The sequence below is a fragment of the Xanthomonas massiliensis genome (assembly GCF_900018785.1).
Lineage (GTDB): Bacteria > Pseudomonadota > Gammaproteobacteria > Xanthomonadales > Xanthomonadaceae > Xanthomonas_B > Xanthomonas_B massiliensis.
In genome coordinates this window covers 994,804-1,020,103 of record NZ_FCOY01000006.1, presented here as the reverse complement: position 1 = coordinate 1,020,103, position 25,300 = coordinate 994,804, and the positions used below count along the sequence as shown (strand labels likewise).

Annotated in this window: 20 protein-coding genes; 12 read left to right on the top strand and 8 right to left on the bottom strand. The window is 69.4% G+C overall.

The genetic code is table 11. From position 1 onward, the window contains the following. Positions 1–60: 60 nt before the first annotated feature. Both lolA and BN3794_RS07555 read right to left on the bottom strand, forming a co-directional pair. Positions 61–693, bottom strand: coding sequence for an outer membrane lipoprotein periplasmic chaperone LolA (lolA, locus tag BN3794_RS07560; RefSeq protein ID WP_066095566.1), 633 nt, complete (start codon positions 691–693; stop codon positions 61–63). A 118-nt stretch (positions 694–811) separates the two neighbouring features. After that, positions 812–3,160, bottom strand: a complete 2,349-nt coding sequence (locus tag BN3794_RS07555; protein WP_066095563.1) for a DNA translocase FtsK — start codon at positions 3,158–3,160, stop codon at positions 812–814. 252 nt (positions 3,161–3,412) lie between these two features. Here BN3794_RS07555 and trxB point away from each other — a divergent pair, with 252 nt between their 5' ends. The 4 genes from trxB (at position 3,413) to infA (ending at position 6,678) form a co-directional block, all read left to right on the top strand. Then, entirely contained in the window at positions 3,413–4,381 is a 969-nt protein-coding gene (trxB, locus tag BN3794_RS07550; protein WP_066095560.1) for a thioredoxin-disulfide reductase, read from the top strand. Between the two features lie 38 nt (positions 4,382–4,419). Continuing rightward, positions 4,420–5,559, top strand: a complete 1,140-nt coding sequence (locus BN3794_RS07545; protein WP_066095558.1) for a GNAT family N-acetyltransferase — start codon at positions 4,420–4,422, stop codon at positions 5,557–5,559. 34 nt (positions 5,560–5,593) lie between these two features. Next, positions 5,594–6,358 (top strand): leucyl/phenylalanyl-tRNA--protein transferase, encoded by a 765-nt coding sequence (gene aat / locus BN3794_RS07540; RefSeq protein ID WP_066095557.1) that lies wholly within the window; start codon positions 5,594–5,596, stop codon positions 6,356–6,358. A 101-nt stretch (positions 6,359–6,459) separates the two neighbouring features. After that, entirely contained in the window at positions 6,460–6,678 is a 219-nt protein-coding gene (infA, locus tag BN3794_RS07535; RefSeq protein ID WP_005409596.1) for a translation initiation factor IF-1, read from the top strand. A gap of 102 nt (positions 6,679–6,780) precedes the next feature. On the opposite strand, the gene clpA is transcribed toward infA, so the two are convergent. Next, positions 6,781–9,063 (bottom strand): ATP-dependent Clp protease ATP-binding subunit ClpA, encoded by a 2,283-nt coding sequence (clpA, locus tag BN3794_RS07530; protein ID WP_066095554.1) that lies wholly within the window; start codon positions 9,061–9,063, stop codon positions 6,781–6,783. A gap of 115 nt (positions 9,064–9,178) precedes the next feature. Continuing rightward, positions 9,179–9,499, bottom strand: a complete 321-nt coding sequence (gene clpS / locus BN3794_RS07525; RefSeq protein WP_066095552.1) for an ATP-dependent Clp protease adapter ClpS — start codon at positions 9,497–9,499, stop codon at positions 9,179–9,181. 105 nt (positions 9,500–9,604) lie between these two features. On the opposite strand from clpS, the gene BN3794_RS07520 reads away from it, so the two are divergent. The 5 genes from BN3794_RS07520 to BN3794_RS07500 all read left to right on the top strand — a co-directional run bounded on the left by BN3794_RS07520 (position 9,605) and on the right by BN3794_RS07500 (position 15,612). Continuing rightward, positions 9,605–10,075: an NUDIX hydrolase gene (locus BN3794_RS07520; protein WP_066095549.1), complete on the top strand. Its 471-nt coding sequence runs from the start codon at positions 9,605–9,607 to the stop codon at positions 10,073–10,075. Continuing rightward, on the top strand, positions 10,072–11,259 hold the full coding sequence (mnmA, locus tag BN3794_RS07515; RefSeq protein ID WP_066095546.1) for a tRNA 2-thiouridine(34) synthase MnmA: 1,188 nt from the start codon (positions 10,072–10,074) through the stop codon (positions 11,257–11,259). The genes BN3794_RS07520 and mnmA overlap by 4 nt, the downstream gene beginning before the upstream one ends. Next, positions 11,259–11,873, top strand: a complete 615-nt coding sequence (gene hflD / locus BN3794_RS07510; RefSeq protein ID WP_066095543.1) for a high frequency lysogenization protein HflD — start codon at positions 11,259–11,261, stop codon at positions 11,871–11,873. The genes mnmA and hflD overlap by 1 nt, the downstream gene beginning before the upstream one ends. Positions 11,874–12,143: 270 nt before the next feature. After that, the gene (locus tag BN3794_RS07505) at positions 12,144–13,535 is read left to right on the top strand and encodes an NAD-dependent succinate-semialdehyde dehydrogenase (RefSeq protein WP_066095540.1); all 1,392 of its coding nucleotides are present in this window, start codon (positions 12,144–12,146) and stop codon (positions 13,533–13,535) included. A gap of 106 nt (positions 13,536–13,641) precedes the next feature. Continuing rightward, positions 13,642–15,612, top strand: coding sequence for an oleate hydratase (locus BN3794_RS07500; RefSeq protein ID WP_066095538.1), 1,971 nt, complete (start codon positions 13,642–13,644; stop codon positions 15,610–15,612). Positions 15,613–15,769: 157 nt separating this feature from the next. Here the strand turns inward: BN3794_RS07500 and acnB are convergent, their stop codons facing one another. The 3 genes from acnB to BN3794_RS07485 are packed head-to-tail and all read right to left on the bottom strand — an operon-like array spanning position 15,770 to position 19,054. Then, positions 15,770–18,361, bottom strand: coding sequence for a bifunctional aconitate hydratase 2/2-methylisocitrate dehydratase (gene acnB, locus BN3794_RS07495; protein WP_066095535.1), 2,592 nt, complete (start codon positions 18,359–18,361; stop codon positions 15,770–15,772). Positions 18,362–18,405: 44 nt separating this feature from the next. Further along, positions 18,406–18,804 (bottom strand): type II toxin-antitoxin system VapC family toxin, encoded by a 399-nt coding sequence (locus BN3794_RS07490; protein ID WP_066095532.1) that lies wholly within the window; start codon positions 18,802–18,804, stop codon positions 18,406–18,408. Positions 18,805–18,811: 7 nt separating this feature from the next. Beyond that, positions 18,812–19,054: an AbrB/MazE/SpoVT family DNA-binding domain-containing protein gene (locus tag BN3794_RS07485; protein ID WP_066095529.1), complete on the bottom strand. Its 243-nt coding sequence runs from the start codon at positions 19,052–19,054 to the stop codon at positions 18,812–18,814. Positions 19,055–19,199: 145 nt separating this feature from the next. Between BN3794_RS07485 and acnA the strand changes: the two genes are divergently transcribed. Beyond that, positions 19,200–21,962 carry an aconitate hydratase AcnA gene (acnA, locus tag BN3794_RS07480; protein WP_066095526.1) on the top strand — a complete coding sequence of 921 codons (2,763 nt, stop codon included), beginning with the start codon at positions 19,200–19,202 and terminating at the stop codon, positions 21,960–21,962. 63 nt (positions 21,963–22,025) lie between these two features. On the opposite strand, the gene BN3794_RS07475 is transcribed toward acnA, so the two are convergent. After that, positions 22,026–22,463, bottom strand: a complete 438-nt coding sequence (locus BN3794_RS07475; protein ID WP_147675691.1) for a nuclear transport factor 2 family protein — start codon at positions 22,461–22,463, stop codon at positions 22,026–22,028. Positions 22,464–22,562: 99 nt separating this feature from the next. Between BN3794_RS07475 and BN3794_RS07470 the strand changes: the two genes are divergently transcribed. Both BN3794_RS07470 and BN3794_RS07465 read left to right on the top strand, forming a co-directional pair. Beyond that, positions 22,563–24,263: a long-chain fatty acid--CoA ligase gene (locus BN3794_RS07470; RefSeq protein WP_066095523.1), complete on the top strand. Its 1,701-nt coding sequence runs from the start codon at positions 22,563–22,565 to the stop codon at positions 24,261–24,263. 172 nt (positions 24,264–24,435) lie between these two features. Continuing rightward, the gene (locus tag BN3794_RS07465; RefSeq protein ID WP_066095521.1) at positions 24,436–25,296 is read left to right on the top strand and encodes a crotonase/enoyl-CoA hydratase family protein; all 861 of its coding nucleotides are present in this window, start codon (positions 24,436–24,438) and stop codon (positions 25,294–25,296) included. Positions 25,297–25,300: the final 4 nt, after the last annotated feature.

Here is a 25,300-nt window from a genome sequence, read left to right as displayed (position 1 = left end):
TGCGGGTTCTTGCCACCGGCCGATTCTACCGCGCCGGCGCCAGCGCCCCGCGCGCGGCGTTCAGCGTTCGCCGACCACGTCCACGCCCTTGCCCGGCACGTAGCGGAAGGTGCCGGCGGCAAAGGCCGGGTTGCGCTGCCAGCCGCTGAAGTTGATCACGGTGCGCTGGCCGGCGGCATCGGTGATCTCCATCCGGCTCAGGCCCTGCGCGCCGAAGCCGAGGTTGGCGTACTGGAACACCGCATCGGCACCGGCCTTGGGCGAGAGCGCCAGCCACTGCAGGCCGTCGCGGCTGCCGGCCTCCTCGCTGACGTCGAACTGCCGGTCGAGCCGGCCGGGTTCGACCAGCGCGGCCAGCGGGCTGCTCGCTTCCTCGCTGCCCTGGTCGCGCACGGTGACCTGCTGCAGGTCCGGGTCGTAGACCCAGACCTTCTTGCCATCGGCCACGATCAGCTGCTCGAACGGCTTGGTGTACTCCCAGCGGAACAGGCGCGGTGCCGAAAGCGCCAGGCGCCCGCTGGACTTCTCCTTGAGCCGGCCCTTGCCGTCGTAGACCTGCTGGCTGAACTGCCCGTCCAGGCCCTTCAGGCCGTTGGTGAAGGTCTTGAGCTCCTCGCGCGCACCGGCGAAGGCGGAGGCGCTGGCCCCCATCAGGGCAAGGGCCAGCAGGGAGGTTCGCAACAGATGGCGCATCGCGGCGATTCCAGGAAATGGGGTGGATGGAGGAATTCTGAACGCACCTGGATGAACCGGCGCGGCGCGCGAGGCGCCGCGCACATGCCCATTCAGGTTCGAGCCGGACGTCGCCGGCTCACTTCGGCGGCGGCGGCGCCAGCACCGAGCGGTCGCCGTTGTGCTCCGGGGCGCTGACCACGCCGGCCGCCTCCATCGCCTCGATCAGCCGGGCGGCGCGGTTGTAGCCGATCTTGAGCCGGCGCTGCACGCCCGAGATCGAGGCGCGGCGGGTCTCGGTAACGATGCGCAGGGCCTCGTCGTACAGCGGGTCGGACTCGTCGCCGCTGCTGGCCACCTCGGGCAGGCCGGTGGCGCCGACCACGGTGCCGTCGCCCATGGTCTGCACCTCGTCCAGCACGCCCTCGATGTACTCGACCGGGCCGCTGGCCTTGAGGTGCTCGACCACCCGGTGCACCTCGTCGTCGGACACGAAGGCGCCGTGCACGCGCTCGGGCATGGCCGTGCCCGGCGGCAGGTACAGCATGTCGCCGTTGCCCAGCAGCGCCTCGGCGCCGGACTGATCGAGGATGGTGCGCGAGTCGATCTTGGAGCTGACCTGGAAGGCGATGCGGGTGGGGATGTTGGCCTTGATCAGGCCGGTGATCACGTCCACCGACGGCCGCTGGGTGGCCAGGATCAGGTGGATGCCGGCGGCGCGCGCCTTCTGTGCCAGGCGCGCGATCAGTTCCTCGACCTTCTTGCCGACGATCATCATCATGTCGGCGAATTCGTCGATGAAGATGACGATGAACGGCATCGGCTCCAGCGGCCGCGGCGCCTCGCCCAGCTCGGGGTTGGGCTTGAACAGCGGGTCCATCAGCGGCTGGCCGGCGTCCTGGGCCTCCTTGACCTTCTTGTTGAAGCCGGCCAGGTTGCGCACGCCCACCGCGCTCATCAGCTTGTAGCGGCGCTCCATCTCCGCCACGCACCAGCGCAGGCCATTGGCGGCCTCCTTCATGTCGGTGACCACCGGCGCCAGCAGGTGCGGGATGCCCTCGTAGACGCTCAGCTCGAGCATCTTCGGGTCGATCATCAGCATCCGCAGATCCTTGGGCCCGGCCTTGTACAGCAGGCTCAGCACCATCGCGTTGACCGCCACCGACTTGCCCGAGCCGGTGGTGCCGGCCACCAGCAGGTGCGGCATGCGCGCCAGGTCGGCCACCGTCGGGCGGCCGCCGATGTCCTTGCCCAGCGCCAGGGTCAGCGGGCTGGCGGACTTGTCGTACTCCTTCGAGCGCAGCAGCTCGGACAGGAAGATCATCTCGCGGGTGACGTTGGGGATCTCCAGGCCGATCACGGTCTTGCCCGGGATCACGTCGACCACGCGCACCGACTTGACCGACAGCCCGCGCGCCAGGTCCTTGTCCAGCGAGCTGATCTGGCTGACCTTCACGCCCGGCGCCGGCTCGATCTCGAAGCGGGTGATCACCGGGCCGGGATAGGCGCCGACCACCTGCGCATCGATGCGGAAGTCCTTGAGCTTGAACTCGATCTGGCGCGAGAGCGTCTCCAGGGTCTCCTCGTCGTAGCCCTTGGGCTGCGGCTTGGGGTCGTCCAGCAGCGCCAGCGGCGGCAGGTCCGAGCCGTCCTTGTTGACGCCCTGGAACATCGGGATCTGGGTGTCGCGCTTGGCGCGCTCGCTCTTCTCCACCACCGGCGCGGCCGGCGGCTCGATCTTCACCGGCTCGCGCTTGGCGCGCTGCACCGCCTCGGTCTTGCGCACCTCCTCGCGCTGTTCGCGCAGCTCGCGGGTCTGCTGCCACTCGCTGGCCTGGCGCTGCGAGCGCTGCAGCCACGGGCCCAGCGCGAGCACGCCCTGCCCGATCCGCTCCATGAGCTGGATCCAGGACAGCCCGGTGGCCAGGGTGATCGAGGCCAGCAGCAGCACCAGCACGAACAGGTTGGCCCCGAGCGCGCCGAAGCCGACCGTCAGCGACTTGCCCACCGCCTGGCCGAGCACGCCGCCGGCATGGGCCACGTCGCCGTGGAACAGGCGCAGGTGCAGCAGGCCGGTGGAGGCGATGAGGAAGCCGACGATGCCCACCAGCTTCAGCGCCGGGCCCAGGTCGCCCTCGCGCTGGCCCTCGCGCTCCATGCCGAACAGGGCGATCCAGGCCACCATGCCCAGCACCAGCGGCAGCAGGAAGGCCACATAGCCGCACAGCTGCAGCAGCACGTCGGCGATCCAGGCGCCGAACTTGCCGCCCATGTTGTGCACCGGCGCGACCACGCTGCCGGTCTGCGACCAGCCCGGATCGGCCGGGGAATAGGTGAACAGGCTGGCCAGCAGGTACAGCAGCGCCGGCGCGATGGCGATCAAGGCCAGGTCGCGCCACAACCGCTGCCGGGCCGGGTTGGCCGGCGTGGCTGCGCGTGCGGATTTGCCGTCCTGCTTCTTGCCGCGCTCCGGAAGCTGCTTCGCCACCCTTGATCCAACCTCAGAAATATTGCGTTAGCGATTGATAATAAACGAAATGGACCTGGCTTTCAGCCGCGACCGGCCAATCCGGGCACGAGCCGCGGCCGGCGCGGCGGCACCGTGCCAGGGCCACCGGTGGGCCACGCCGTTGCAGCCGTCGATGCTTGATAACCCCTGCCGGCGCGACCACTCTATGCCCACGTCGCGCCCGGTCCAAGCCACCGCGCGCCCATGCAATCCGATGCGAAGCGAGTCCACATGAGCCTGACAGAAGCCAACCTGCCCAAGCACTCCCGCCTGCTGATCCTGGGCTCCGGCCCGGCCGGCTGGACCGCCGCGGTGTACGCCGCGCGGGCCAATCTCAAGCCGGTGCTGATCACCGGCCTGGAACAGGGCGGGCAGCTGATGACCACCACCGAGGTGGACAACTGGCCGGGCGACAGCGAAGGCGTGATGGGCCCGGAGCTGATGGCGCGCATGCAGGCCCACGCCGAGCGCTTCCATACCGAGGTGATCTTCGACCATATCCATACCGCGGACCTGTCGCAGCGCCCGTTCCGCCTGGAGGGCGACAGCGGCGTGTACACCTGCGACGCGCTGATCATCGCCACCGGCGCCACCGCCCGCTACCTGGGACTGGAGTCGGAGGAGAAGTTCAAGGGCCGCGGCGTGTCGGCCTGCGCCACCTGCGACGGCTTCTTCTACAAGGATCGCGAGGTGGCGGTGATCGGCGGCGGCAACACCGCCGTGGAGGAGGCGCTGTACCTGTCCAACATCGCCCGCAAGGTCTACCTGGTGCACCGCCGCGACACCCTGCGCGCCGAGAAGATCATGCAGGACAAGCTGTTCGCGCGCGTGGCCGAGGGCAAGATCGAGCCGGTGTGGTTCCACACCGTGGAGGAAGTGCTGGGCGACGAGGCCGGCGTCACCGGGGTGCGGCTGCGCTCGGTCGAGGACGGCTCGCTGCACGACATCCCGGTGCACGGCTTCTTCGTGGCCATCGGCCACCATCCCAACACCGGCCTGTTCGAGGGCCAGCTGGCGATGAACAACGGCTACCTGGACATCCGCTCCGGCCTGGGCGGCAACGCCACCCAGACCTCGGTGGAGGGCGTGTTCGCCGCCGGCGACGTGGCCGACCAGCACTACCGCCAGGCGATCACCTCGGCCGGCTTCGGCTGCATGGCCGCGCTCGACGCCGAGCGCTACCTCGACAGTCTGGGCTGAGCGGCCCCGGCGCCGGGACCAGGCAGGCCGGAGCGCGCATGTCCGCCACGGTGCGCTGGATCGAGCGGCTCGACGAGATCCCGGCGCAGGCCTGGGACGGCCTGCACGACGGTACCCACCCGTTCGTGCGCCACGCGTTCCTGTCCGGGCTCGAGCAGACCGGCTGCCTGCGCCCGGACTGGGGCTGGCAGCCGCACCATGCCACGCTCTGGGACGGCGGGCGCCTGCGCGCCGCCGCGCCCGGCTACGTCAAGACCAATTCGCACGGCGAGTTCGTGTTCGACCACGCCTGGGCCCATGCCTGGGCGCGGTACGGCCAGGACTACTTCCCGAAATGGCTGTGCGCGGTGCCGTACACGCCGGTCACCGGCCCGCGCCTGCTGGCCCCGGACCCGGCCGACCGCGCCGCGCTGCTGCAGGCCATGGCCGCGCACGTGGACGCGCGCGGCTGGTCCTCGGCGCACGTCAATTTCCCCGATGCCGGCGAGGACGCCGCCTTTCCCCCGGACTGGCTGGCGCGCATCGACGTGCAGTTCCACTGGCGCAATCCCGGCGCGTGGCGCACGTTCGACGACTGCCTGGCCGCGATGGACCACAAGCACCGCAAGAACATCCGCCAGGAACGCGCCCGGGTCGCGCGCGCGGGCATCGTCGTGCGCCAGTTCCATGGCGACCAGGCCGACGCGGCGGTGCTGGACGCGATGTACGGCTTCTACCTGGACACCTTCCGCGAATACGGCAACGCCCCGGCGCTGACCCGTGCCTTCCTCGACCACCTGGCGCGGCGGATGCCCGAAGCGCTGGTGATCTTCATGGCCTTCGCCGGCGCGACCCCGGTCGCCGGCGCCCTGTGCCTGCGCGGCGGCGACACCCTGTACGGCCGCTACTGGGGCGGCGCGCCCCTGCCCGGCCTGCACTTCGAGACCTGCTACTACCAGGGCATCGAGTACTGCCTGCGCCACGGCCTGTCCCGGTTCGAGCCCGGCGCGCAGGGCGAGCACAAGATCGCGCGCGGCTTCCTGCCGGCGATCGTGCACAGCCGCCACTGGATCGCCGACCAGGAATTCCGCCCGGCCCTGGAACGCTGGTGCGCCGAGGAAGCGGACGAGGTGCGCGCCCGCGCCGGGCGGCTGGCGCGGCATTCGCCGTTCCGGGCCGAGGCGGCACCGGCCGACTGAGCCGCGAACGGCCCCGGCGCCTACAATCGCCGCGATGGCCCGCTCGCTTCCCTACCTGCTCGACGCCGATCCGCGCGCGCCGTTCCCGCCCGCCGGATGCGCCCTGCGCGAGCCCGACGGGCTGCTCGCCGTCGGCGGCGACCTGTCGGTGCCGCGCCTGCTCAACGCCTATGCCGGCGGCATCTTCCCGTGGTTCTCCGCCGGCCAGCCGATCCTGTGGTGGTCGCCGGATCCGCGCACCGTGTTCGACACCGGCGCGGTGCACCTGTCCTCGCGCTTCCGCCGCGGCCTGCGCCACAGCCGCTGGCAGGTCGTCGCCGACACCGACTTCGCCGCGGTGATCGACGCCTGCGCCGGCACGCCGCGCCCGGGCCAGGACGGCACCTGGATCACCGCCGGCATGCGCGATGCCTACCTGGCCCTGCACGAACACGGCCACGCCCATTCGATCGAGGTCCGCGACGGCCAGGCGCTGGTCGGCGGCCTGTACGGCGTGGCGATCGGCCGGATGTTCTTCGGCGAGAGCATGTTCAGCGCGCGCAGCGGCGGCTCCAAGGTCGCCCTGGCCGCGCTGGCGCTGCGCCTGCATGGCTGGGGCTGGCCGTTGATCGATGCCCAGGTGAAGAACCCGCACCTGGTGCGACTGGGCGCGCGGCGCATGCCGCGTGCCGGGTTCCTGGCCGCGATCGCCCCGCTGGTGCGATCGACCGACGCGCCCGGCCCCTGGCGCACCCGCTTCGGCACCCTGGCGGCAGGCCTGCTGGCCCGGGATCCCGCGACCGCCGCGGCAGGCACCTGAACCCCGCGCCGCGGGCTTTTTGCGTCCGAACCGGCAGGCGCGTAAAATTTCCGTTCTTCTGGGCCTTCCCGGCCCGTCCGCGACCAATCGCACAGGATTACATGTCGAAAGACGATTCCATCGAATTCGAGGGCACCGTCAGCGAAACGCTGCCCAACACCACCTTCCGGGTCAGGCTCGAGAACGGGCACGAGATCATCGCCCACATCTCCGGCCGCATGCGCAAGAACTACATCCGCATCCTGACCGGCGACCGGGTCAAGGTCGAAATGACGCCCTACGACCTGACCAAGGGCCGCATCACCTACCGCATGAAGTAAGCGCCGCAGGCGCTTGCGCAGCGGCGGCCCCGCGGCCGCCCTCGCCTGGAACGGAACACGACCCGCGGCGGGCCAGGCCCGCCGCGGGTTTTTCCGTGCCCGTCACTCCACCGTGGCGGGTACCCGCGCCGGCTCGGCCTCGGTATCGACGACCAGCTCGCCGTCGCGCACGTCGATGCTGGCCCGGCCGCCCTCGATCAGCTTGCCGAACAGCAGCTCGTCGGCCAGCGGGCGCTTGACCTTGTCCTGGATCACCCGCGCCATCGGGCGTGCGCCCATCAACGGGTCGAAGCCGTGCTGGGCCAGCCACTCGCGCGCGGCCGGGGTGGTCGACAGGCTGACGTGCTTCTCCTGCAGCAGCGCCTCCAGCTCGATCAGGAACTTGTCCACCACGCGCAGGATGTGGTCCACGCCCAGCGGCTGGAACTGCACCACCGCATCCAGGCGGTTGCGGAACTCCGGGGTGAACGCGCGGCGGATGGTCTCCATCGCGTCGGTGCTGTGGTCCTGGCGGGTGAAGCCGATCGAGCGCCGCGCCGCCTGGGTGGCACCGGCGTTGGTGGTCATCACCAGGACCACGTTCTTGAAGTTCGCCTCGCGCCCGTTGGTGTCGGTGAGCACGCCGCGGTCCATCACCTGCAACAGGATGTTGAAGATGTCCGGGTGCGCCTTCTCGATCTCGTCCAGCAGCAGCACGCAGTGCGGGGTCTTGACGATCTTCTCGGTCAGCAGGCCACCCTGGTCGAAGCCGACGTAGCCCGGGGGCGCGCCAATCAGGCGGCTGACCGAATGCGGCTCCATGTACTCGCTCATGTCGAAGCGCACCAGCTCGATGCCCAGCTGCAGCGCCAGCTGCCGGGTGACCTCGGTCTTGCCCACGCCGGTGGGACCGGCGAACAGGAAGTTGCCGATCGGCTTGTCCGGGTTGCCCAGCCCCGAGCGTGCCAGCTTGATCGAGGAGGCGAGCGTGTCGATGGCTTCGTCCTGGCCGAAGATCACCATCTTCAGGTTGCGCTCCAGGTGCTGCAGCACGTCCTTGTCGGTGGCGCTGACCTGCTTGGCCGGGATCCGCGCCATCTTGGCGACGATGGTCTCGATCTCCTCCACGTCGATGCGCTCCTTGCGCTCGCCCTCCGGCAGCAGCCGCTGGCGCGCGCCGGCCTCGTCGATGACGTCGATGGCCTTGTCCGGCAGCAGGCGGTCGCCAATGTGCTTGACCGACAGGTCCACCGCCGCCTGCAGCGCCTCGTCGGCGTAGGTCACGCCGTGGTGCGCCTCGTAGCGGGGCTTGAGGCCCTGCAGGATCTGGTAGGTCTCCCCGGTGGTCGGCTCGACGATGTCGATCTTCTGGAAGCGCCGCGCCAGCGCCCGGTCCTTCTCGAAGATGCCGCGGTATTCCTGGAACGTGGTCGAGCCGATGCAGCGCAGCTCGCCGGAGGCCAGTGCCGGCTTGATCAGGTTGGAGGCGTCCATGGTGCCGCCCGAGGCCGAGCCGGCCCCGATGATGGTGTGGATCTCGTCGATGAACAGCACCGCGTTGGGCACCTTCTTCAACGCCGAGAGCACGCCCTTCAGGCGCTTCTCGAAGTCGCCGCGGTACTTGGTGCCGGCCACCAGCGCGCCCAGGTCGAGCGAGTAGATCACCGCGTCGGCCAGCACCTCGGGCACGGCGCCCTCGACGATGCGCTTGGCCAGGCCCTCGGCGATCGCGGTCTTGCCCACGCCGGCCTCGCCCACGTACAGCGGGTTGTTCTTGCGCCGCCGGCACAGGACCTGGATGGTGCGCTCGATCTCGTCGCCGCGACCGACCAGCGGGTCGATGCGGCCCTCGCGCGCGCGCTCGTTGAGGTTGGTGGCGTACTCGGTCAGGGCATCGCCCTTGCCTTCGCCCTCACCGGCCTCGGCCTTGCCCTCGCCTTCCGGCGGGGACGCGCCCTCGCCCTCCTCGCCCGACAGCTTGGAGATGCCGTGCGAGAGGTAGTTGACCACGTCCAGGCGGGTGATGTCCTGCTGGTTGAGGAAATACACCGCATGCGAGTCCTTCTCGCCGAAGATCGCCACCAGCACGTTGGCGCCGGTGACCTCCTTCTTGCCGGAGGATTGCACGTGGTAGACCGCGCGCTGCAGCACGCGCTGGAAGCCCAGCGTGGGCTGGGTGTCGCGGCCGTCGTCCTCGGCCAGGCGCGAGACCGAGGCTTCGATGGCCTGGTCCAGTTCCTCGCGCAGGCGGCCGATATCGGCGCTGCAGGCCTTGAGCACGGCCTGGGCGGACGGGTTGTCTAGCAGGGCCAGCAGCAGGTGCTCGACCGTCATGAACTCGTGGCGGGACTCGCGGGCACGCTTGTAGCACTGGCCGATGGTTTGTTCGAGGTCTTTGCTGAACATGGATCACTCCGACGGCGATTGCGGACAATATGCGGCCTGTTTCCGCGTTTTCCACAACCCTACCGGAATCCGGCGTTCAGATGGCGTTAGCGCGATCCCGAACGTCGCGCCGCCGCTACAGGCGCTCCATCGTGCACAGCAGCGGATGCTGGTTCATCCGCGCAAACTCGTTGACCTGGGCGACCTTGGACTCGGCCACCTCGCGGGTGAACACCCCGCACACCCCGCGCCCGCGGGTATGCACGTGCAGCATCACCTGGGTGGCCTTCTCCAGGTCCAGGGCGAAGAACTGCTGCAGCACGGCCACGACGAAGTCCATCGGCGTGTAGTCGTCGTTGAGCAGCAGCACCTGGTACATCGGCGGCGGGGCGACTTCCGGCTTGCCGGTTTCCACGGCCAGGCCGTGGTCCATGTCGGGGGAGGTTTCGCGGGGCATGCGTGGATTATAAGTCCGGCGATTGGACGTTCCGTCGCCGGGACCGCACAATTTCCCGTCCTGCGGCCGCTTGCCGGCACGCGCTTCAGTCCCCATTAGTCCGACATGGAACCCCTCACGACCGCCCCCACCGAGCGCTGGCGCCCGGAAGCCACCGTGGCCACCGTCGTGGCCCGCGACGGCAGGCTGTTGCTGGTGGAGGAGTCCAAGGGCGGGCGCCTGGTGCTCAACCAGCCGGCCGGCCACCTGGAACCGGACGAAAGCCTCATCGAGGCGGCAGTGCGCGAGACCCTGGAGGAAACCGCCTGGACCGTGCGCCCCACCGCGCTGGTCGGCGTGTACCAGTGGCGTGCGCCGGACGGGCACGATTTCCTGCGCTTCGTCATGGCCGCCGAGGCACTCTCGCACGATCCGGCGCGCGCCCTGGACGCCGGCATCGTCCGCGCGCTGTGGATGACGCCGCAGGCGCTGCGCGAGGCCGGCACGCGCCTGCGCAGTCCCCTGGTGTGGCAGGCCGTGGCCGACTGGATGGCCGGCAGCCGCCAGCCGCTTTCGCTGCTGAGGCGGTTGCCGTGAGCACGCCGCGGATCGTGGTCGGCGTCTCCGGCGGCGTGGATTCCTCCGTCGCTGCCTGGACCCTGGCGCGCGCGGGGGAATCCGTCGCCGGACTGTTCATGCAGAACTGGTCCGACGACGGCGATGCGCAGGCGCAGGCACGCGCCGGGGACGCGACGGCGGCGGCCAGGAGCGGATGCCGCGCCGAGGACGACCGCCGCGACGCGGTGGCGGTGTGCGGGCTGCTCGGCATCCCCTTCCATTTCCGCGACTTCTCGCGCGAATACTGGAGCGGCGTGTTCGAGCACTTCCTGGCCGAATATGCCGCCGGGCGCACGCCCAACCCGGACGTGCTGTGCAACCGCGAGGTCAAGTTCAAGCACTTCCTCGATGCGGCGCGCGAGCTGGGGGCCGAGCACATCGCCACCGGCCACTATGCCCGGGTGAATCGCCACGGCGGGCGCTGGCGGCTGTTGCGCGGCGCCGACCGCGGCAAGGACCAGAGCTATTTCCTGCACCAGCTGGGCCAGGCCCAGCTGGCCGCCACGCTGTTCCCGATCGGCGGGCTGGAAAAGCCGCAGTTGCGGCGCATCGCCGCCGATGCCGGCCTGCCGACCTGGGCCAAGAAGGATTCCACCGGCATCTGCTTCATCGGCGAGCGCGATTTCCGCAGCTTCCTCGGCCAGTACCTGCCGGCGCGCACCGGCGAGCTGCGCGATCCGGACGGGACCCGCATCGGCGAGCATCCCGGCGTGTTCTATTTCACCCTCGGCCAGCGCGAGGGGCTCAACATCGGCGGCGTGCGCGGCCGCCCGGCGGCGCCGTGGTACGTGGTCGGCAAGGACGTGGCCGGCAACGTGCTGTACGTGGACCAGGACCGCGACAGCCCCTACCTGATGTCGCAGCAGTGCCGCACCGAGGCCGCGCACTGGGTGGCCGGCGCCCCGCCGGCCCGCCGCTTCGACTGCACCGCGCAGAGCCGCTACCGCCAGGCCGACGAGCCCTGCCAGGTGAGCGTGCTCGACGACGGCAGCCTGGCCGTGCGCTTCGCCCGCCGCCAGCGCGCGGTGACGCCCGGGCAGTCGCTGGTGCTGTACGCCGGCCAGGAGTGCCTGGGCGGGGCGGTGATCGCCGCCACCGATGCCCCGATCGAGCGCCGCCTGGCCGGCCATGACCTTTCCCTTGCGACTACACAGGTGGCCTGATGAGTTTTCCCATGGACGAACGGGTGCTGGCGCTGGCCGGCGTGGCCCAGTGCCTGCGCGAGGTCCGGCGCGTCGCCGAGACCGGCCAGTCCGACGCCGCCGTGGTGCGCACCGCGATGGAGAGCGTGTTCCGCATCGACGCCGACTCCCCGGCCGCGGTCTACGGCCGCGCCAGCGACGTGGCGCCCGGACTGAAACTGCTGTCCGACTATCTCGGTAATCGCGGCCAGGACGTCGCCCTGCCGCGCCTGGCGCTGGCGGTGCTGCAGCTGGAACGGCGCTTCACCCGCACCGCCGGCACCGCCCATGCCGTGGGCCAGGGCGTCTCGCGCATCGCCGAGCAGGCCCGCACGCTGGGCGACCCGGCCCATCCGGACGTACTGTCGGCGCTGGGCCGGCTGTACACCGACACCGTCAGCCAGCTGCGCCCGCGGATCATGGTGCAGGGCAACCCGCACTACCTCGGCCAGGCCGGGGTCGTCTCGGAAATCCGCGCCCTGCTCATGGCCGCGCTGCGCTCGGCGGTGCTGTGGCGCCAGCTCGGCGGCAACCTCTGGGACTTCCTGTTCTTGCGCCGGGCCATGGGCGAGGCGATCGCACGCCAGCTGCGCTGAACGGCGGGCCATCGCCTCCCTCCCGGTCACGATCGCCTGACGGAAGTTTCACCGAATCGTCAACCAAGGGCGCCGATCATGGCTGGGTGCTCCGGCACCCCCCTCGCGCCTTGGCGTGAAGACTGGCTGTCGGAGCGGACCAGGCTTGATCGTGATCAAGGCCGGCGTCGTCCGGGCCCGCACATCATCCCTCCACACACCCCGGTTGGCCCCACGTACGTCGGTGGACAACCCAGGCAACCATCAACCGCAGGAGTGACGGAGAACACCATGGCATACGCAACCACCAATCCTTTCACCGGCGAGGTCGTCAAGACCTTCCCGGATGCGACCGACCAGGAAGTGCAGCAGGCCCTGGACAAGGCGCAGGCCGCATTCGACACGTGGAAGGACGTCAGCTTCGCAGACCGCTGCGCCGTCCTGCAGAAGGCCGCCGATCTGCTGCGCAAGGACCACACCACCTACGCCAAGATCCTGACCCTGGAAATGGGCAAGCTGCTCGCCGAGGCCGAGGCCGAGGTGGAGCTGTCGGCCTCGATCCTGGAGTACTACGCGCAGAACGCCGGCAAGCTGCTGGCCCCGGAGAAGCTGCCCAGCAAGCATCCGTCCTATACCGACTGCTGGGTCGAGCACGTGCCGCAGGGCATCCTGCTGGCCATCGAGCCGTGGAACTTCCCGTACTACCAGGTGGTGCGCATCGCCGCCCCGCAGCTGGCGGCCGGCAACGTGATCGTGCTCAAGCACGCTTCCAACGTGCCGCAGAGCGCGGCGATGTTCGACAAGCTGTTCCGCGACGCCGGCCTGCCGGAAGGCGGCTTCAAGAACCTCTACCTCACCCGCTCGCAGATCTCCACGGTCATCAACGACCCGCGCGTGCAGGGCGTGGCCCTGACCGGCTCGGAAGGCGCCGGTGCCGTGGTCGCCGCCGAGGCGGGCAAGGCGCTGAAGAAGTCCACCATGGAGCTCGGCGGTGCCGACGCCTTCGTGGTGCTCAAGGACGCCGACCTGGAGAAGACCGTCAAGTGGGCCGTGCTCGGCCGCCACTGGAACGCCGGCCAGGTCTGCTGCTCGTCCAAGCGCATCATCGTGGTCGACGAGATCTACGACAAGTTCCTGGAGATGTACAAGGCCGGCGTGGCCAAGCTGAAGGCCGGCGATCCGCTCGACCCGTCCACCGACCTCGCCCCGCTGTCCTCGCAGGGGGCCAAGGACACGCTGGAGGAGCAGGTCAAGCAGGCCGTCGCCCATGGCGCCAAGGTCGAGGTGATCGGCGCCGAGGTCCCGTCCAAGGGTGCGTTCTTCCGCCCGGTGCTGCTGAGCAACGTGGCCGACGAGAATCCGGCGCACTACTGGGAGTTCTTCGGCCCGGTCTCGCAGGTCATCCGCGCCAAGGACGAGGCCGATGCGATCCGCATCGCCAACGATTCGCCGTTCGGCCTGGGTGGCTCGGTGTTCACCACCGACCTCAAGCACGGCGTCGAAGTGGCGCAGAAGATCTCCACCGGCATGGTCTACGTCAACCACCCGACCGGCGTGGCCGCGGACCTGCCCTTCGGCGGCGTGCGCCGCTCCGGCTACGGCCGCGAACTGGTCGGCCTGGGCATCAAGGAATTCGTCAACCACAAGCTGATCGCGGTGACGGACATCGACGGCGCGTTCTGATCGCCGCCCCTGCCCGAAACGATCCCCCGGCCCGACACCCCGGGGGATTTTTTTTTGGCGCGCGTCCCTGCGGCGCCCGCCTTCCTTCCCTCCCGAGGAGCCGCAGATGAGCACGAGCGATCGCCCCGTCCCCGCCTTCGACCATTCCCCCGATGCCTCCACCGGCTACTGGCGCAACCGGCCGGACAACAGCCTGCCGCCGCCGGACATGCTCGGCCCGTACACCCGCAACCGGCCGCTGCCGCCGCCGGGCATCGCCGGGCGCAAGGCCTACATCGTCGGCACCGGCATCGCCGGGCTGGCCGCGGCGTTCTACCTGATCCGCGACGGCCACATGCCCGGCCGGAACATCACCCTGTTCGACAGCCTGGAGGTCGCCGGCGGCTCGCTGGACGGGGCCGGCAATGCCGAGGAGGGCTACATCGTCCGCGGCGGCCGCGAGATGAACTGGAACTACGACAACTTCTGGGACATGTTCCAGGACGTGCCGGCGCTGGAACTGCCCGAAGGCTTCAGCGTGCTCGATGAGTACCGGCTGGTGAACGACGCCGACCCGAACTGGTCCAAGGCCCGGCTCATGCACCAGCGCGGCAGGATCCGCGATTTCTCCACCTTCGGCCTGAGCCGCGCCCAGCAGTGGGAACTGCTGCGCCTGCTGCTCAAGCGCAAGGAGGACCTGGACGACCTCACCATCCAGGACTACTTCAGCGAAGGCTTCCTGCAGAGCAACTTCTGGTTCTTCTGGCGTTCCATGTTCGCCTTCGAGAACTGGCAGAGCCTGCTGGAGATGAAGCTGTACATGCACCGCTTCCTGGACGCCATCGACGGCCTGAACGACATGTCCGCGCTGGTGTTCCCCAAGTACAACCAGCACGACAGCTTCGTGAAGCCGCTGCTGGGCCTGCTGCAAAGCAAGGGCGTCAACGTGCGCTTCGGCGTGCACGTGCACGACCTCGACCTGGCGCTGGCCGGCGACGGGCAGGCGCGCACGGTGACCGCCCTGCACTGCCGCACCCGCGATGGCGAGGAGACCATCGCGGTGGGCGAAGGCGACCTGGTCCTCGCCCTGACCGGCTCGATGACCGAAGGCACCGCCTACGGCGACCTGGACACCGTGCCGGTGCTGGAGCGTGGACGCGGCGAGCCCGGGCCCGGCAGCGACTGGACGCTGTGGCGCAACCTGGCGGCCAAGTCGCCGGTGTTCGGCCGGCCGGAGAAGTTCTACGGCGACGTCGACCGTTCGATGTGGGAATCGGCGACCCTGACCTGCCGCCCGTCGCCGCTGACCGAGAAGATCCGCGAGCTGGCCGTCAACGATCCGTACTCGGGCCGGACCGTCACCGGCGGGGTCATCACCTTCACCGATTCGAACTGGGTGCTGAGCTTCACGGTCAACCGCCAGCCGCATTTCCCCGACCAGCCCGGCGACGTGCTGGTGGTGTGGGTCTACGCGCTGCTGATGGACCGCGAAGGCAACTACGTGAAGAAGGCCATGCCCGCCTGCACCGGGCGCGAGATCCTCGCCGAGCTGTGCTACCACCTGGGCATCGAGGCGCAGCTGGACGCGATCGCGGCCGCCACCCGGGTGCGCACCGCGCTGATGCCCTACATCACCGCCCAGTTCATGCCGCGCGCCGCCGGCGACCGGCCGCAGGTGGTGCCCGCCGGCTGCACCAACCTGGGCCTGCTCGGCCAGTTCGTGGAGACGCCCAACGACGTGGTGTTCACCATGGAAAGCTCGGTCAGGACCGCGCGCATCGCGGTCTACACGCTGCTCGGCCTGGCCAAGCAGGTCCCCGACATCAGCCCGAGCCAGTACGACGTGCGCGCGCTGATCCGCGCCGCGCGCACGCTCAACAACGGCACGCCGTTCGCCGGCGAACGACTGCTGCACCGGTTGCTGGACAAGACCTACTTCGCCCACGTCCTGCCGCCGCTGCCGGAGCCGGCAGGCAACACCCGCGAACGCGTGGAGGAGGAGCTGGCCGGGCTGCTCGGCAAGGGCAGCGACCTGCTGCGCAGCGCCTCGGCATGGCTGGAACGCTACGGCGAGAACCTGCGCAACAAGCGCGGCTGAGCGCGGCCGGCCGGCAGCGTCGGCGAATCGGGACACGGCCCGGGTCCCGGCCCCATGGCGCACGGACGCCCGGTCACCGGCCTGGCCCCCGCGCGCCGGACAAAAAAAGGACGCCCGGCATCCGCCGGGCGTCCTTCATCGCCTCACCGCCGGTCGATCAGGCCGCGACCTGGTCGGCCACGTCCTTGTAGTCGGCGATCCGGTCGAAGTTCATGTAGCGGTAGATCTTGTCGCCGTTGGCGTTGACCACGCCGATGTCGGCCATGTACTCCTCGCGGGTCGGGATGCGGCCCAGCCGCGAGCAGATCGCCGCCAGCTCCGCCGAGCCCAGGTAGACGTTGGTGTTGCGGCCCAGGCGGTTGGGGAAGTTGCGGGTGGAGGTCGACATCGCCGTGGCGCCCTCGCGGATCTGGGCCTGGTTGCCCATGCACAGCGAGCAGCCGGGCATCTCCATGCGCGCGCCGGAGGCACCGAAGGTGCCGTAGATGCCCTCGTTGGTCAGCTCGGCGGCATCCATCTTGGTCGGTGGCGCGATCCACAGGCGCGTGGGGATGTCGCGCTTGCCCTCCAGCAGCTTGGCGGCGGCGCGGAAGTGGCCGATGTTGGTCATGCACGAGCCGATGAACACCTCGTCGATCTTGGCACCGGCCACGTCGGACAGGGTCTTGGCATCGTCCGGGTCGTTCGGGCAGCACACGATCGGCTCGTGGATGTCGGCCAGGTCGATCTCGATGACCGCCGCGTACTCGGCGTCGGCATCCGGCTCGAGCAGCTGCGGGTCGGCCAGCCACTCCTCCATCTTCCTGATGCGGCGGGCCAGGGTGCGCGCGTCGGCATAGCCTTCGGCGATCATCCACTTCAGCAGGGTGATGTTGCTGTTGAGGTATTCGATGATCGGCGCCTTGTCCAGGCGCACGGTGCAGCCGGCGGCCGAGCGCTCGGCCGAGGCATCGGCCAGCTCGAAGGCCTGCTCCACTTTCAGCTCCGGCAGGCCCTCGATCTCCAGGATGCGGCCGGAGAAGATGTTCTTCTTGCCCTTCTTCTCCACCGTCAGCAGGCCCGCCTTGATCGCGTACAGCGGGATCGCATGGACCAGGTCGCGCAGGGTCACGCCCGGCTGCATCTGGCCCTTGAAGCGCACCAGCACGCTCTCGGGCATGTCCAGCGGCATCACCCCGGTGGCCGCGGCGAAGGCGACCAGGCCCGAGCCGGCCGGGAACGAGATGCCGATCGGGAAGCGGGTGTGCGAGTCGCCGCCGGTGCCGACGGTATCGGGCAGCAACATGCGGTTGAGCCAGCTGTGGATGATGCCGTCGCCGGGACGCAGCGAGACGCCGCCGCGGGTGGAGATGAACTCCGGCAGGGTGTGGTGGGTCTTCACGTCCACCGGCTTGGGGTAGGCCGCGGTGTGGCAGAACGACTGCATCACCAGGTCGGCCGAGAAGCCCAGGCAGGCCAGGTCCTTGAGCTCGTCGCGGGTCATCGGGCCGGTGGTGTCCTGCGAACCCACCGAGGTCATCCTCGGCTCGCAGTAGGTGCCCGGGCGCATGCCCTTGCCTTCCGGCAGGCCGCAGGCACGGCCGACCAGCTTCTGCGCCAGGGTGAAGCCCTTGCCGGTATCCGGCGGGTTGACCGGCAGGCGGAACAGGTCGGTGGCCGGGAGCTTGAGCGCCTCGCGCGCCTTGGCGGTCAGGCCGCGGCCGATGATCAGCGGGATGCGGCCGCCGGCGCGTACCTCGTCCAGCAGCACTTCGCTCTTGAGCGCGAACTCGGCGATGACCTTGCCGTCCTTGAGCGCCTTGCCCTCGTACGGGCGCAGCTCGATGACGTCGCCGTAGTCCATCTGCGAGACGTCCAGCTCGATCGGCAGGGCGCCGGCGTCTTCCATGGTGTTGTAGAAGATCGGGGCGATCTTGCTGCCCAGGCAGACGCCGCCGAAGCGCTTGTTGGGGATGTAGGGGATGTCCTGCCCGGTCCACCACAGCACCGAATTGGTGGCGGACTTGCGCGAGGAACCGGTGCCGACCACGTCGCCGACATAGGCGACCAGGTGGCCCTTGTCCTTCAGGCCGAGGATGGCCTGGATCGGGCCGCGCTTGCCGTCCTCCTCCGGCACGAACGGCGCGCCGTCGCGCTTGTTCTTCAGCATCGCCAGCGCGTGCATCGGGATGTCCGGGCGGGTGGTGGCGTCGGGCGCCGGCGACAGGTCGTCGGTGTTGGTCTCGCCCGGCACCTTGAACACGGTGACGGTCAGGCTGTGCGGCACTTCCGGCTTGCTGGTGAACCACTCGGCCTCGGCCCAGCTCTTTAGCACGGCCTGGGCGTTGGCGTTGCCGGCCTCGGCCTTCTCCTGCACGTCGTGGAAGGCATCGAACACCAGCAGGGTGTGCTTGAGCGCGTCGGCGGCAAGGGTGCCGACCTGCGGGTCGTCGAGCAGCTCGACCAGCGGCGCGACGTTGTAGCCGCCGAGCATGGTGCCCAGCAGCTCGGTGGCGCGCTCGCGCGAGATCAGCGCGTTCTTCTCGCTGCCGAAGGCCAGCGCGGCCAGGTAGCTGGCCTTGACCTTGGCGGCGTCGTCCACGCCGGCCGGCACACGGTGGGTGAACAGGTCGAGCAGGAACTCGGATTCGCCGGCCGGCGGGTTCTTCAGCAGCTCGATCAGGTCGGCGGTCTGCTGGGCGTTCAGCGGCAGCGGCGGGATGCCGAGCGCGGCGCGTTCGGCGGCGTGGTGGCGATAGGCTTCCAACATGGATGGCAACTCCGGACTTGCGGACAGGATTCGGTGGGATGGGCTCAGGCTTGCGGCACGATCAGCTTCAGGCCCTTGAAGTAGTCGCGGTAGAAGGTGGCGTTCCAGGTGACCAGCCCGTCGCACTGCAACAGGGCATGGGCGCCGACCAGGAAGTCGTCGATGCTGCGGCCGCCGCCACCGCGCTGGCGATGGCGGCGCAGCATCTCGCCGGCGCGCAGGGCCGACTTGGCCTCCAGCGCGTCGAAGTGGACGCCCATCTCCTCCAGCGCGCCCAGCACCTCGGCCCCGCCGCGCAGGGCAGCGCTGATCTCGGCCAGGACGGTGTCGCAGACCACCACGCGACCGTCCACCAGGCACTGGCGCAGGCAGGCCTCGACCGCGTCGGCCTGCGGGCGGTCGGCGAGCAGTTCGATCAGGACCGGGGAATCGACGGCGATCATGCGCGGATCAGGCGTCTTCCGGCCCGTTGCCGGCGTCGCGGCTGGCGCGCACGGCCTGCTCGGCCGATTCGAAGCCGTCCAGCGCGAACTTGCCGCGCACCCGGGAAATGGCATCGTCCACGCTCTTGCGCAGGATGATGCGGCTGCCGTCGAGCTCGACCTTGAGCAGCGTGCCCTTGGTCAGGCCGAGCGCATCGCGCACCGCCTTGGGCAGGGTGATCTGGCCGCGCTCGGCCACGGTGGCTTCCATATCGGTACGCCCCATGAAGTATGCATGGATTATACATACCGGGCGGCGCATACTCAACGCGTCGCCACGACGAGGACGCCGCGCCCACGCGCGCCGGGCCACAATCGCGGCCATCCCTAGAGCCCATCGCCATAGGAGTTGTGCCATGTACGATTCGTTCTCCACCCGCAGCCAGCTCGCGGTCAACGGCAAGACCTACGCGTACTTCAGCCTGCCCCGGCTGGGCGAGCGCTTCGACATCGCCCGCCTGCCCTATTCGATGAAGATCCTGCTGGAGAACCTGCTCCGGCACGAGGACGGCGGCATCACCGTCGGCAAGGACCACATCGAAGCGGTCGCGCAGTGGGATCCCAGAGCCGAACCGGACACCGAGATCGCCTTCATGCCGGCGCGCGTGGTGCTGCAGGACTTCACCGGCGTGCCCTGCGTGGTGGACCTGGCGGCGATGCGCGACGCGGTGGTCAAGCTCGGCGGCAACGCCGACCAGATCAATCCGCTGATCCCCTCCGAACTGGTGATCGACCATTCCATCCAGGTGGACGTGTTCGGCAAGCCCGACGCGCTCGACCTCAACGGCCAGATCGAGTTCAAGCGCAACAAGGAGCGCTACAGCTTCCTGCGCTGGGGCCAGAAGGCCTTCGACAACTTCAAGGTGGTGCCGCCCAACACCGGCATCGTCCACCAGGTGAACCTGGAACGGCTGGCGCGCGTGGTGATGACGACCGAGCACGACGGCACCGCCCTGGCCTATCCGGACACGGTGTTCGGCACCGACTCGCATACCACGATGATCAACGGCATCGGCGTGCTCGGCTGGGGCGTGGGCGGCATCGAGGCCGAGGCGGCCATGCTCGGCCAGCCGTCCTCGATGCTGATCCCGCAGGTGGTCGGCTTCAAGCTCACCGGCAAGCTGCCCGAGGGCGCCACCGCCACCGACCTGGTGCTCACCGTCACCCAGATGCTGCGCAAGCTCGGCGTGGTCGGCAAGTTCGTCGAGTTCTACGGCGACGGCCTGCAGCACCTGCCGCTGGCCGACCGCGCCACCATCGGCAACATGGCGCCCGAGTACGGCGCCACCTGCGGCATCTTCCCGGTCGATGCCGAGGCGATCCGCTACCTGCGCCTGTCCGGGCGCAGCGAGGAGCAGATCGCGCTGGTGGAGGCCTATGCCAGGGCACAGGGCCTGTGGCACGAGCCGGACAGCCCGCATGCCGAGTACAGCACCTCGCTGGAACTGGACATGGCCACGGTCAAGCCCTCGCTGGCCGGGCCCAAGCGCCCGCAGGACCGGGTGCTGCTGGAGGACGTGAAGGAGAACTACCGCCAGAGCCTGGCGCCGATGATCGCCAACCGCGACAAGCGCAGCCAGGCGGTGGCCGATTTCGTCGCCGAGGGCGGCGGTGCCGCCGTGGGCAACGAATCGCTGCAGAAGGGCGTGGCCGACATCGAGATCGACGGACAGTCGCTGCGGCTGAAGGACGGCGCGGTGGTGATCGCGGCGATCACCTCGTGCACCAATACCTCCAACCCGGCGGTGATGGTCGGCGCCGGCCTGCTGGCACGCAACGCCGCGGCCAGGGGCCTGAACCGCAAGCCGTGGGTCAAGACCTCCATCGGCCCCGGCTCGCGCGTGGTCACCGACTACCTGGAAAAGGCCGGCCTGCTCGACGAGCTGGAGAAGCTGGGCTTCTACATCGTCGGCTACGGCTGCACCACCTGCATCGGCAATTCCGGCCCGCTGCCGGAGGAAGTCTCCGCCGGCATCGCCGAGGGCGACCTGGTGGTGTGTTCGGTGCTGTCGGGTAACCGCAACTTCGAGGGCCGCGTGCACCCCGAGGTGAAGATGAACTACCTGGCCAGCCCGCCGCTGGTGGTGGCCTACGCGCTGGCCGGCACCACCGACATCGACCTGACCTCCGAGCCGCTGGGCACCGGCAGCGACGGCCAGCCGGTCTACCTGCGCGACATCTGGCCGAGCAACAAGGAGATCGGCGACACCATCGCCGCGACCGTCGGCCCGGAAATGTTCAAGCAGAACTACGCCGACGTGTTCAAGGGCGACACCCGCTGGAACACCATCGATTCGCCGGAGGGCGAGCTGTACGCCTGGAATCCCGCCTCCACCTACATCAAGGACCCGCCCTACTTCGAGGGCATGACCATGCAGGTCGGCCATGTCGAGGACGTGCACGGTGCGCGCGTGCTCGGCCTGTTCGGCGACTCCATCACCACCGACCACATCTCGCCGGCCGGCAGCATCAAGAAGGACTCGCCGGCCGGGCGCTTCCTGCAGGCGCGCGGCGTGCAGCCGGCCGACTTCAACAGCTACGGCAGCCGCCGCGGCAACGACGACGTGATGGTGCGCGGCACCTTCGCCAACATCCGCATCAAGAACCTGATGTTCGGCGGCGAGGAAGGCGGCAACACCCTGTACTACCCGCCCGGCGGCGGCGCGCCGGAGAAGCTGGCGATCTTTGACGCGGCAGTGAAGTACAAGGCCGACCGCGTGCCGCTGGTGGTCGTGGCCGGCAAGGAATACGGCACCGGCTCCTCGCGCGACTGGGCCGCCAAGGGCACCAACCTGCTCGGGGTCAAGGCGGTGATCGCCGAGAGCTTCGAGCGCATCCACCGCTCCAACCTGGTCGGCATGGGCGTGCTGCCGCTGCAGTTCATGCCCGGCCAGAACGCCCAGTCCCTGGGCCTGGACGGCTCGGAGGTGTTCGACATCACCGGCCTGGACGACGGCGCCAGCAAGCGGGCCCGGGTCACGGCCAGGAAGGCCGACGGCACCCGGGTGGAGTTCGAGGCCAAGGTCTTGCTGCTCACCCCGAAGGAGGTCGAGTACTTCAAGCACGGCGGCCTGCTGCAGTACGTGCTGCGCCAGCTGGCGGCGAGGAAGGCCGCCTGAGGCCCGCGACGGCGTCGCGGCATCCCGGCGAGCGCGGGGCCCACGCGCCCCTGCGCGCGGCGTCTACCAGGGCTCCCAGCGGGCGTAGTAGACCTGCCAGTCGCCATCCACCTCGCGCCAGCCGGTGGTCAAGCGGTAGGCGCCGGCACTGTCGGGCAGCCCGCGTTCGCCGCCGCCGGTCAGCAGTACCCGCGACTCCACGGTCGCCGTGGTCCCGTCGATCCGGACCTGCAGCGGCCCGAGGGTCGCGCCCAAGCGCGCATGCGCCAGCAGCTGCGCCCGCAGCAGGTTGTGCAGCGCAGCACGGTCCATGCCGCCATTGCCGGCAAAATCCGGGGCGACGGCGGCCATGAAGTCACGCGGCCGTCCCTGCTCGAGCGCGTGCTGCATCCCCTCGATCGTGCCGCGCAACCGCGCTTCGGGCGCGGCGGGTTGGCAGGCCGCCAGCAGGGCCAGGCAGGCGAGCAGCAGCCACGGGAGGAAGCGGAATTTCGTCGTCATGGGTGGCTTCGCGTTTACCATTCGCAGCGGTATGCTGCTGCAGTTTAGGCGCCGCCGGCCGGTGGCGCCTCCACATCTTTCCCTGGAGGGGGGCCAACCATGCAAGAAGACAAACCCTGGCTCGCGAGCTACCCGGCCGGCGTCCCCGCCGAGGTGGACGTCGATGCGTACCGCTCGATCCCGGACGTGTTCGCCCATTCGGTCTCCCGCTTCGGCGACCGCCCCGCCTACAGCAACTTCGGCAAGACCCTGACCTACGCCGAGCTGGACGCGCTGGTGGATCGGTTCGCGGCCTACCTGCTGGGCGAACTGCAGCTCAAGAAGGGCGACCGCGTGGCGGTGATGATGCCCAACTGCCTGCAGTACCCGATCGCCGTGTTCGGCACCCTGCGCGCCGGCCTGACCGTGGTCAACGTCAACCCGCTGTATACCGCGCGCGAGCTGCAGCACCAGCTCGAGGACGCCGGCGCCTCGGTGCTGGTGGCCATCGACAATTTCGGCGACAACGTCGAGAAGGTGATCGGCCAGACCCCGGTCAGGCAGGTGATCACCACCGGCCTGGGCGACCTGCTCGGTTTCCCCAAGGGAGCGCTGATCAACTTCGCGCTCAAGTACGTCAAGAAGATGGTGCCGGACTACCACGTCCCCGGCGCGATCCGCTTCCGCGAGGCGCTGGCGCTGGGTGCCCGCCACGCCGTGCCGCAGGTGGACATCGAACCGGGCGACATCGCCTTCCTGCAGTACACCGGCGGCACCACCGGCGTGGCCAAGGGGGCGATGCTCACCCATCGCAACCTGGTGGCCAACATGCAGCAGGCCTCGGCCTGGATCTCGGCCAGCGGCGAACTGAAGGAAGGCCACGAGGTCGTCATCACCGCGCTGCCGCTGTACCACATCTTCGCGTTGACCGCGAACTGCCTGGTGTTCATGAAGCTCGGCGGGCTGAACCACCTGATCACCAATCCGCGCGATATGCCCGGCTTCGTCAAGGAGCTGTCCAAGATCCGCTTCACCTCGATCACGGGCGTGAACACGCTGTTCAACGGCCTGCTCAACACCCCCGGCTTCGACAAGCTGGATTTCTCCTCGCTCAAGGTCACCCTGGGTGGCGGCATGGCGGTGCAACGCACCGTGGCCGAGCGCTGGAAGCAGGTCACCGGGGTCACGCTGGTGGAGGCCTACGGCCTGACCGAGACCTCGCCGGCGGCCTGCATCAACCCGCTGGACCTGAAGGAGTACAACGGCTCGATCGGCCTGCCGATCCCCTCCACCGACGCCTGCATCAAGGACGACGAGGGCCATGTCCTGCCCGTCGGCCAGGCCGGCGAGCTGTGCATCCGCGGCCCGCAGGTGATGAAGGGCTACTGGCGCCGGCCGGAGGAGACCGCCAAGGCGATCGACGCCGACGGCTGGCTGCATACCGGCGACATCGCGCGGATGGACGAGAAGGGCTTCTTCTACATCGTCGACCGCAAGAAGGACATGATCCTGGTATCCGGCTTCAACGTGTACCCCAACGAGGTCGAGGACGTCATCGCGGCCATGCCGGGCGTGCTCGAGGTGGGCGCGGTGGGCGTGCCCAGCGAACGCTCCGGCGAGGTGGTCAAGGTGGTGATCGTGCGCAAGGACCCGAACCTCACCGAGGAACAGGTCAAGGAGTACGCCCGCGCCAACCTGACCGGCTACAAGCACCCGCGCATCGTCGAATTCCGCAGCGAGCTGCCCAAGACCAACGTCGGCAAGATCCTGCGCCGCGAGCTGCGCGATGCGCCGCCCGGGCAATCGCCTGCGCCGCACTGAAGCACGTGGCCGGACGGACCGGCCGGGTCCACCTCGACGGGGAGCTTCCGCAGGGAGCTCCCCGTTGCTTTTCCTGCGACCGGCGCGGGGTAGCATCGGCGCGTGGAGCACGCCACGCCCGCCGCCCACGCACTTCCCCCTCTTCGCGGGCATTCTTCGAGGACGACCCACCATGAGCATGATCGAAACCCTGCGCCCTGTCCGTTCCACCGTCCGCTTCGAGTCCAGCCAGTCCGGCGATGCCCACTGGCTCCACATGCATGCCGACGCCGACAATGGCGTGCGTCCCTGCTTCCGCCCGGCGTTGATGCGCGAAATGCACGCTTGCCTGGACACGCTGTGCCGCACCCAGCCTGCGCAGCCACGCCAGATCCGCAGCCTGGTACTGGCCTCCGATGCCGATGCCTTCAATCTCGGCGGCGACCTGGAAGTCTTCGCCGCCCTGATCCGCCGCGGTGACCACCAGGCCCTGTTCGATTACGCCCGCAGCTGCGTGGATGGCGTGCATCGTTTCCATGAAGGCCTGGATGGCAGCTTCCGTACGATTGCCCTGTTGCAGGGCGACGCCCTGGGAGGCGGCCTGGAGATGGCCCTGGCCTGCCACACCATCGTCGCCGAGGAAGACGTGAACATGGGTCTGCCGGAAGTGTTGTTCGGCCTGTTCCCGGGCATGGGCGCCTATTCCTACCTCACCCGCCGGGTCTCGCCGCAGCTGGCGGAGAAGCTGATCCTGGAAGGCCGCGTGTACAGCAGCCAGGAAATGCATGCGATGGGCATCGTCGATGTCCTGGTGCCACGCGGCGAGGGCGAGGATGCCGTGCGCGAACTGGTGCGCCAGCAGCAGCGTGCCCCGACCGCCTACCGGGCGATGAACGCGGTGCGGCGCCTGTCCTCGCCGGTGAGCTACGAGGAGCTGATCGACATCACGCGCGTGTGGGTGGACACCGCCCTGCTGCTGGAAGAAAAGCAGCTGCGCGTGATGGACCGGCTGGTCAAGGCCCAGGCGCGTCGCGCCACCCGCCAATCGGCATGAACGT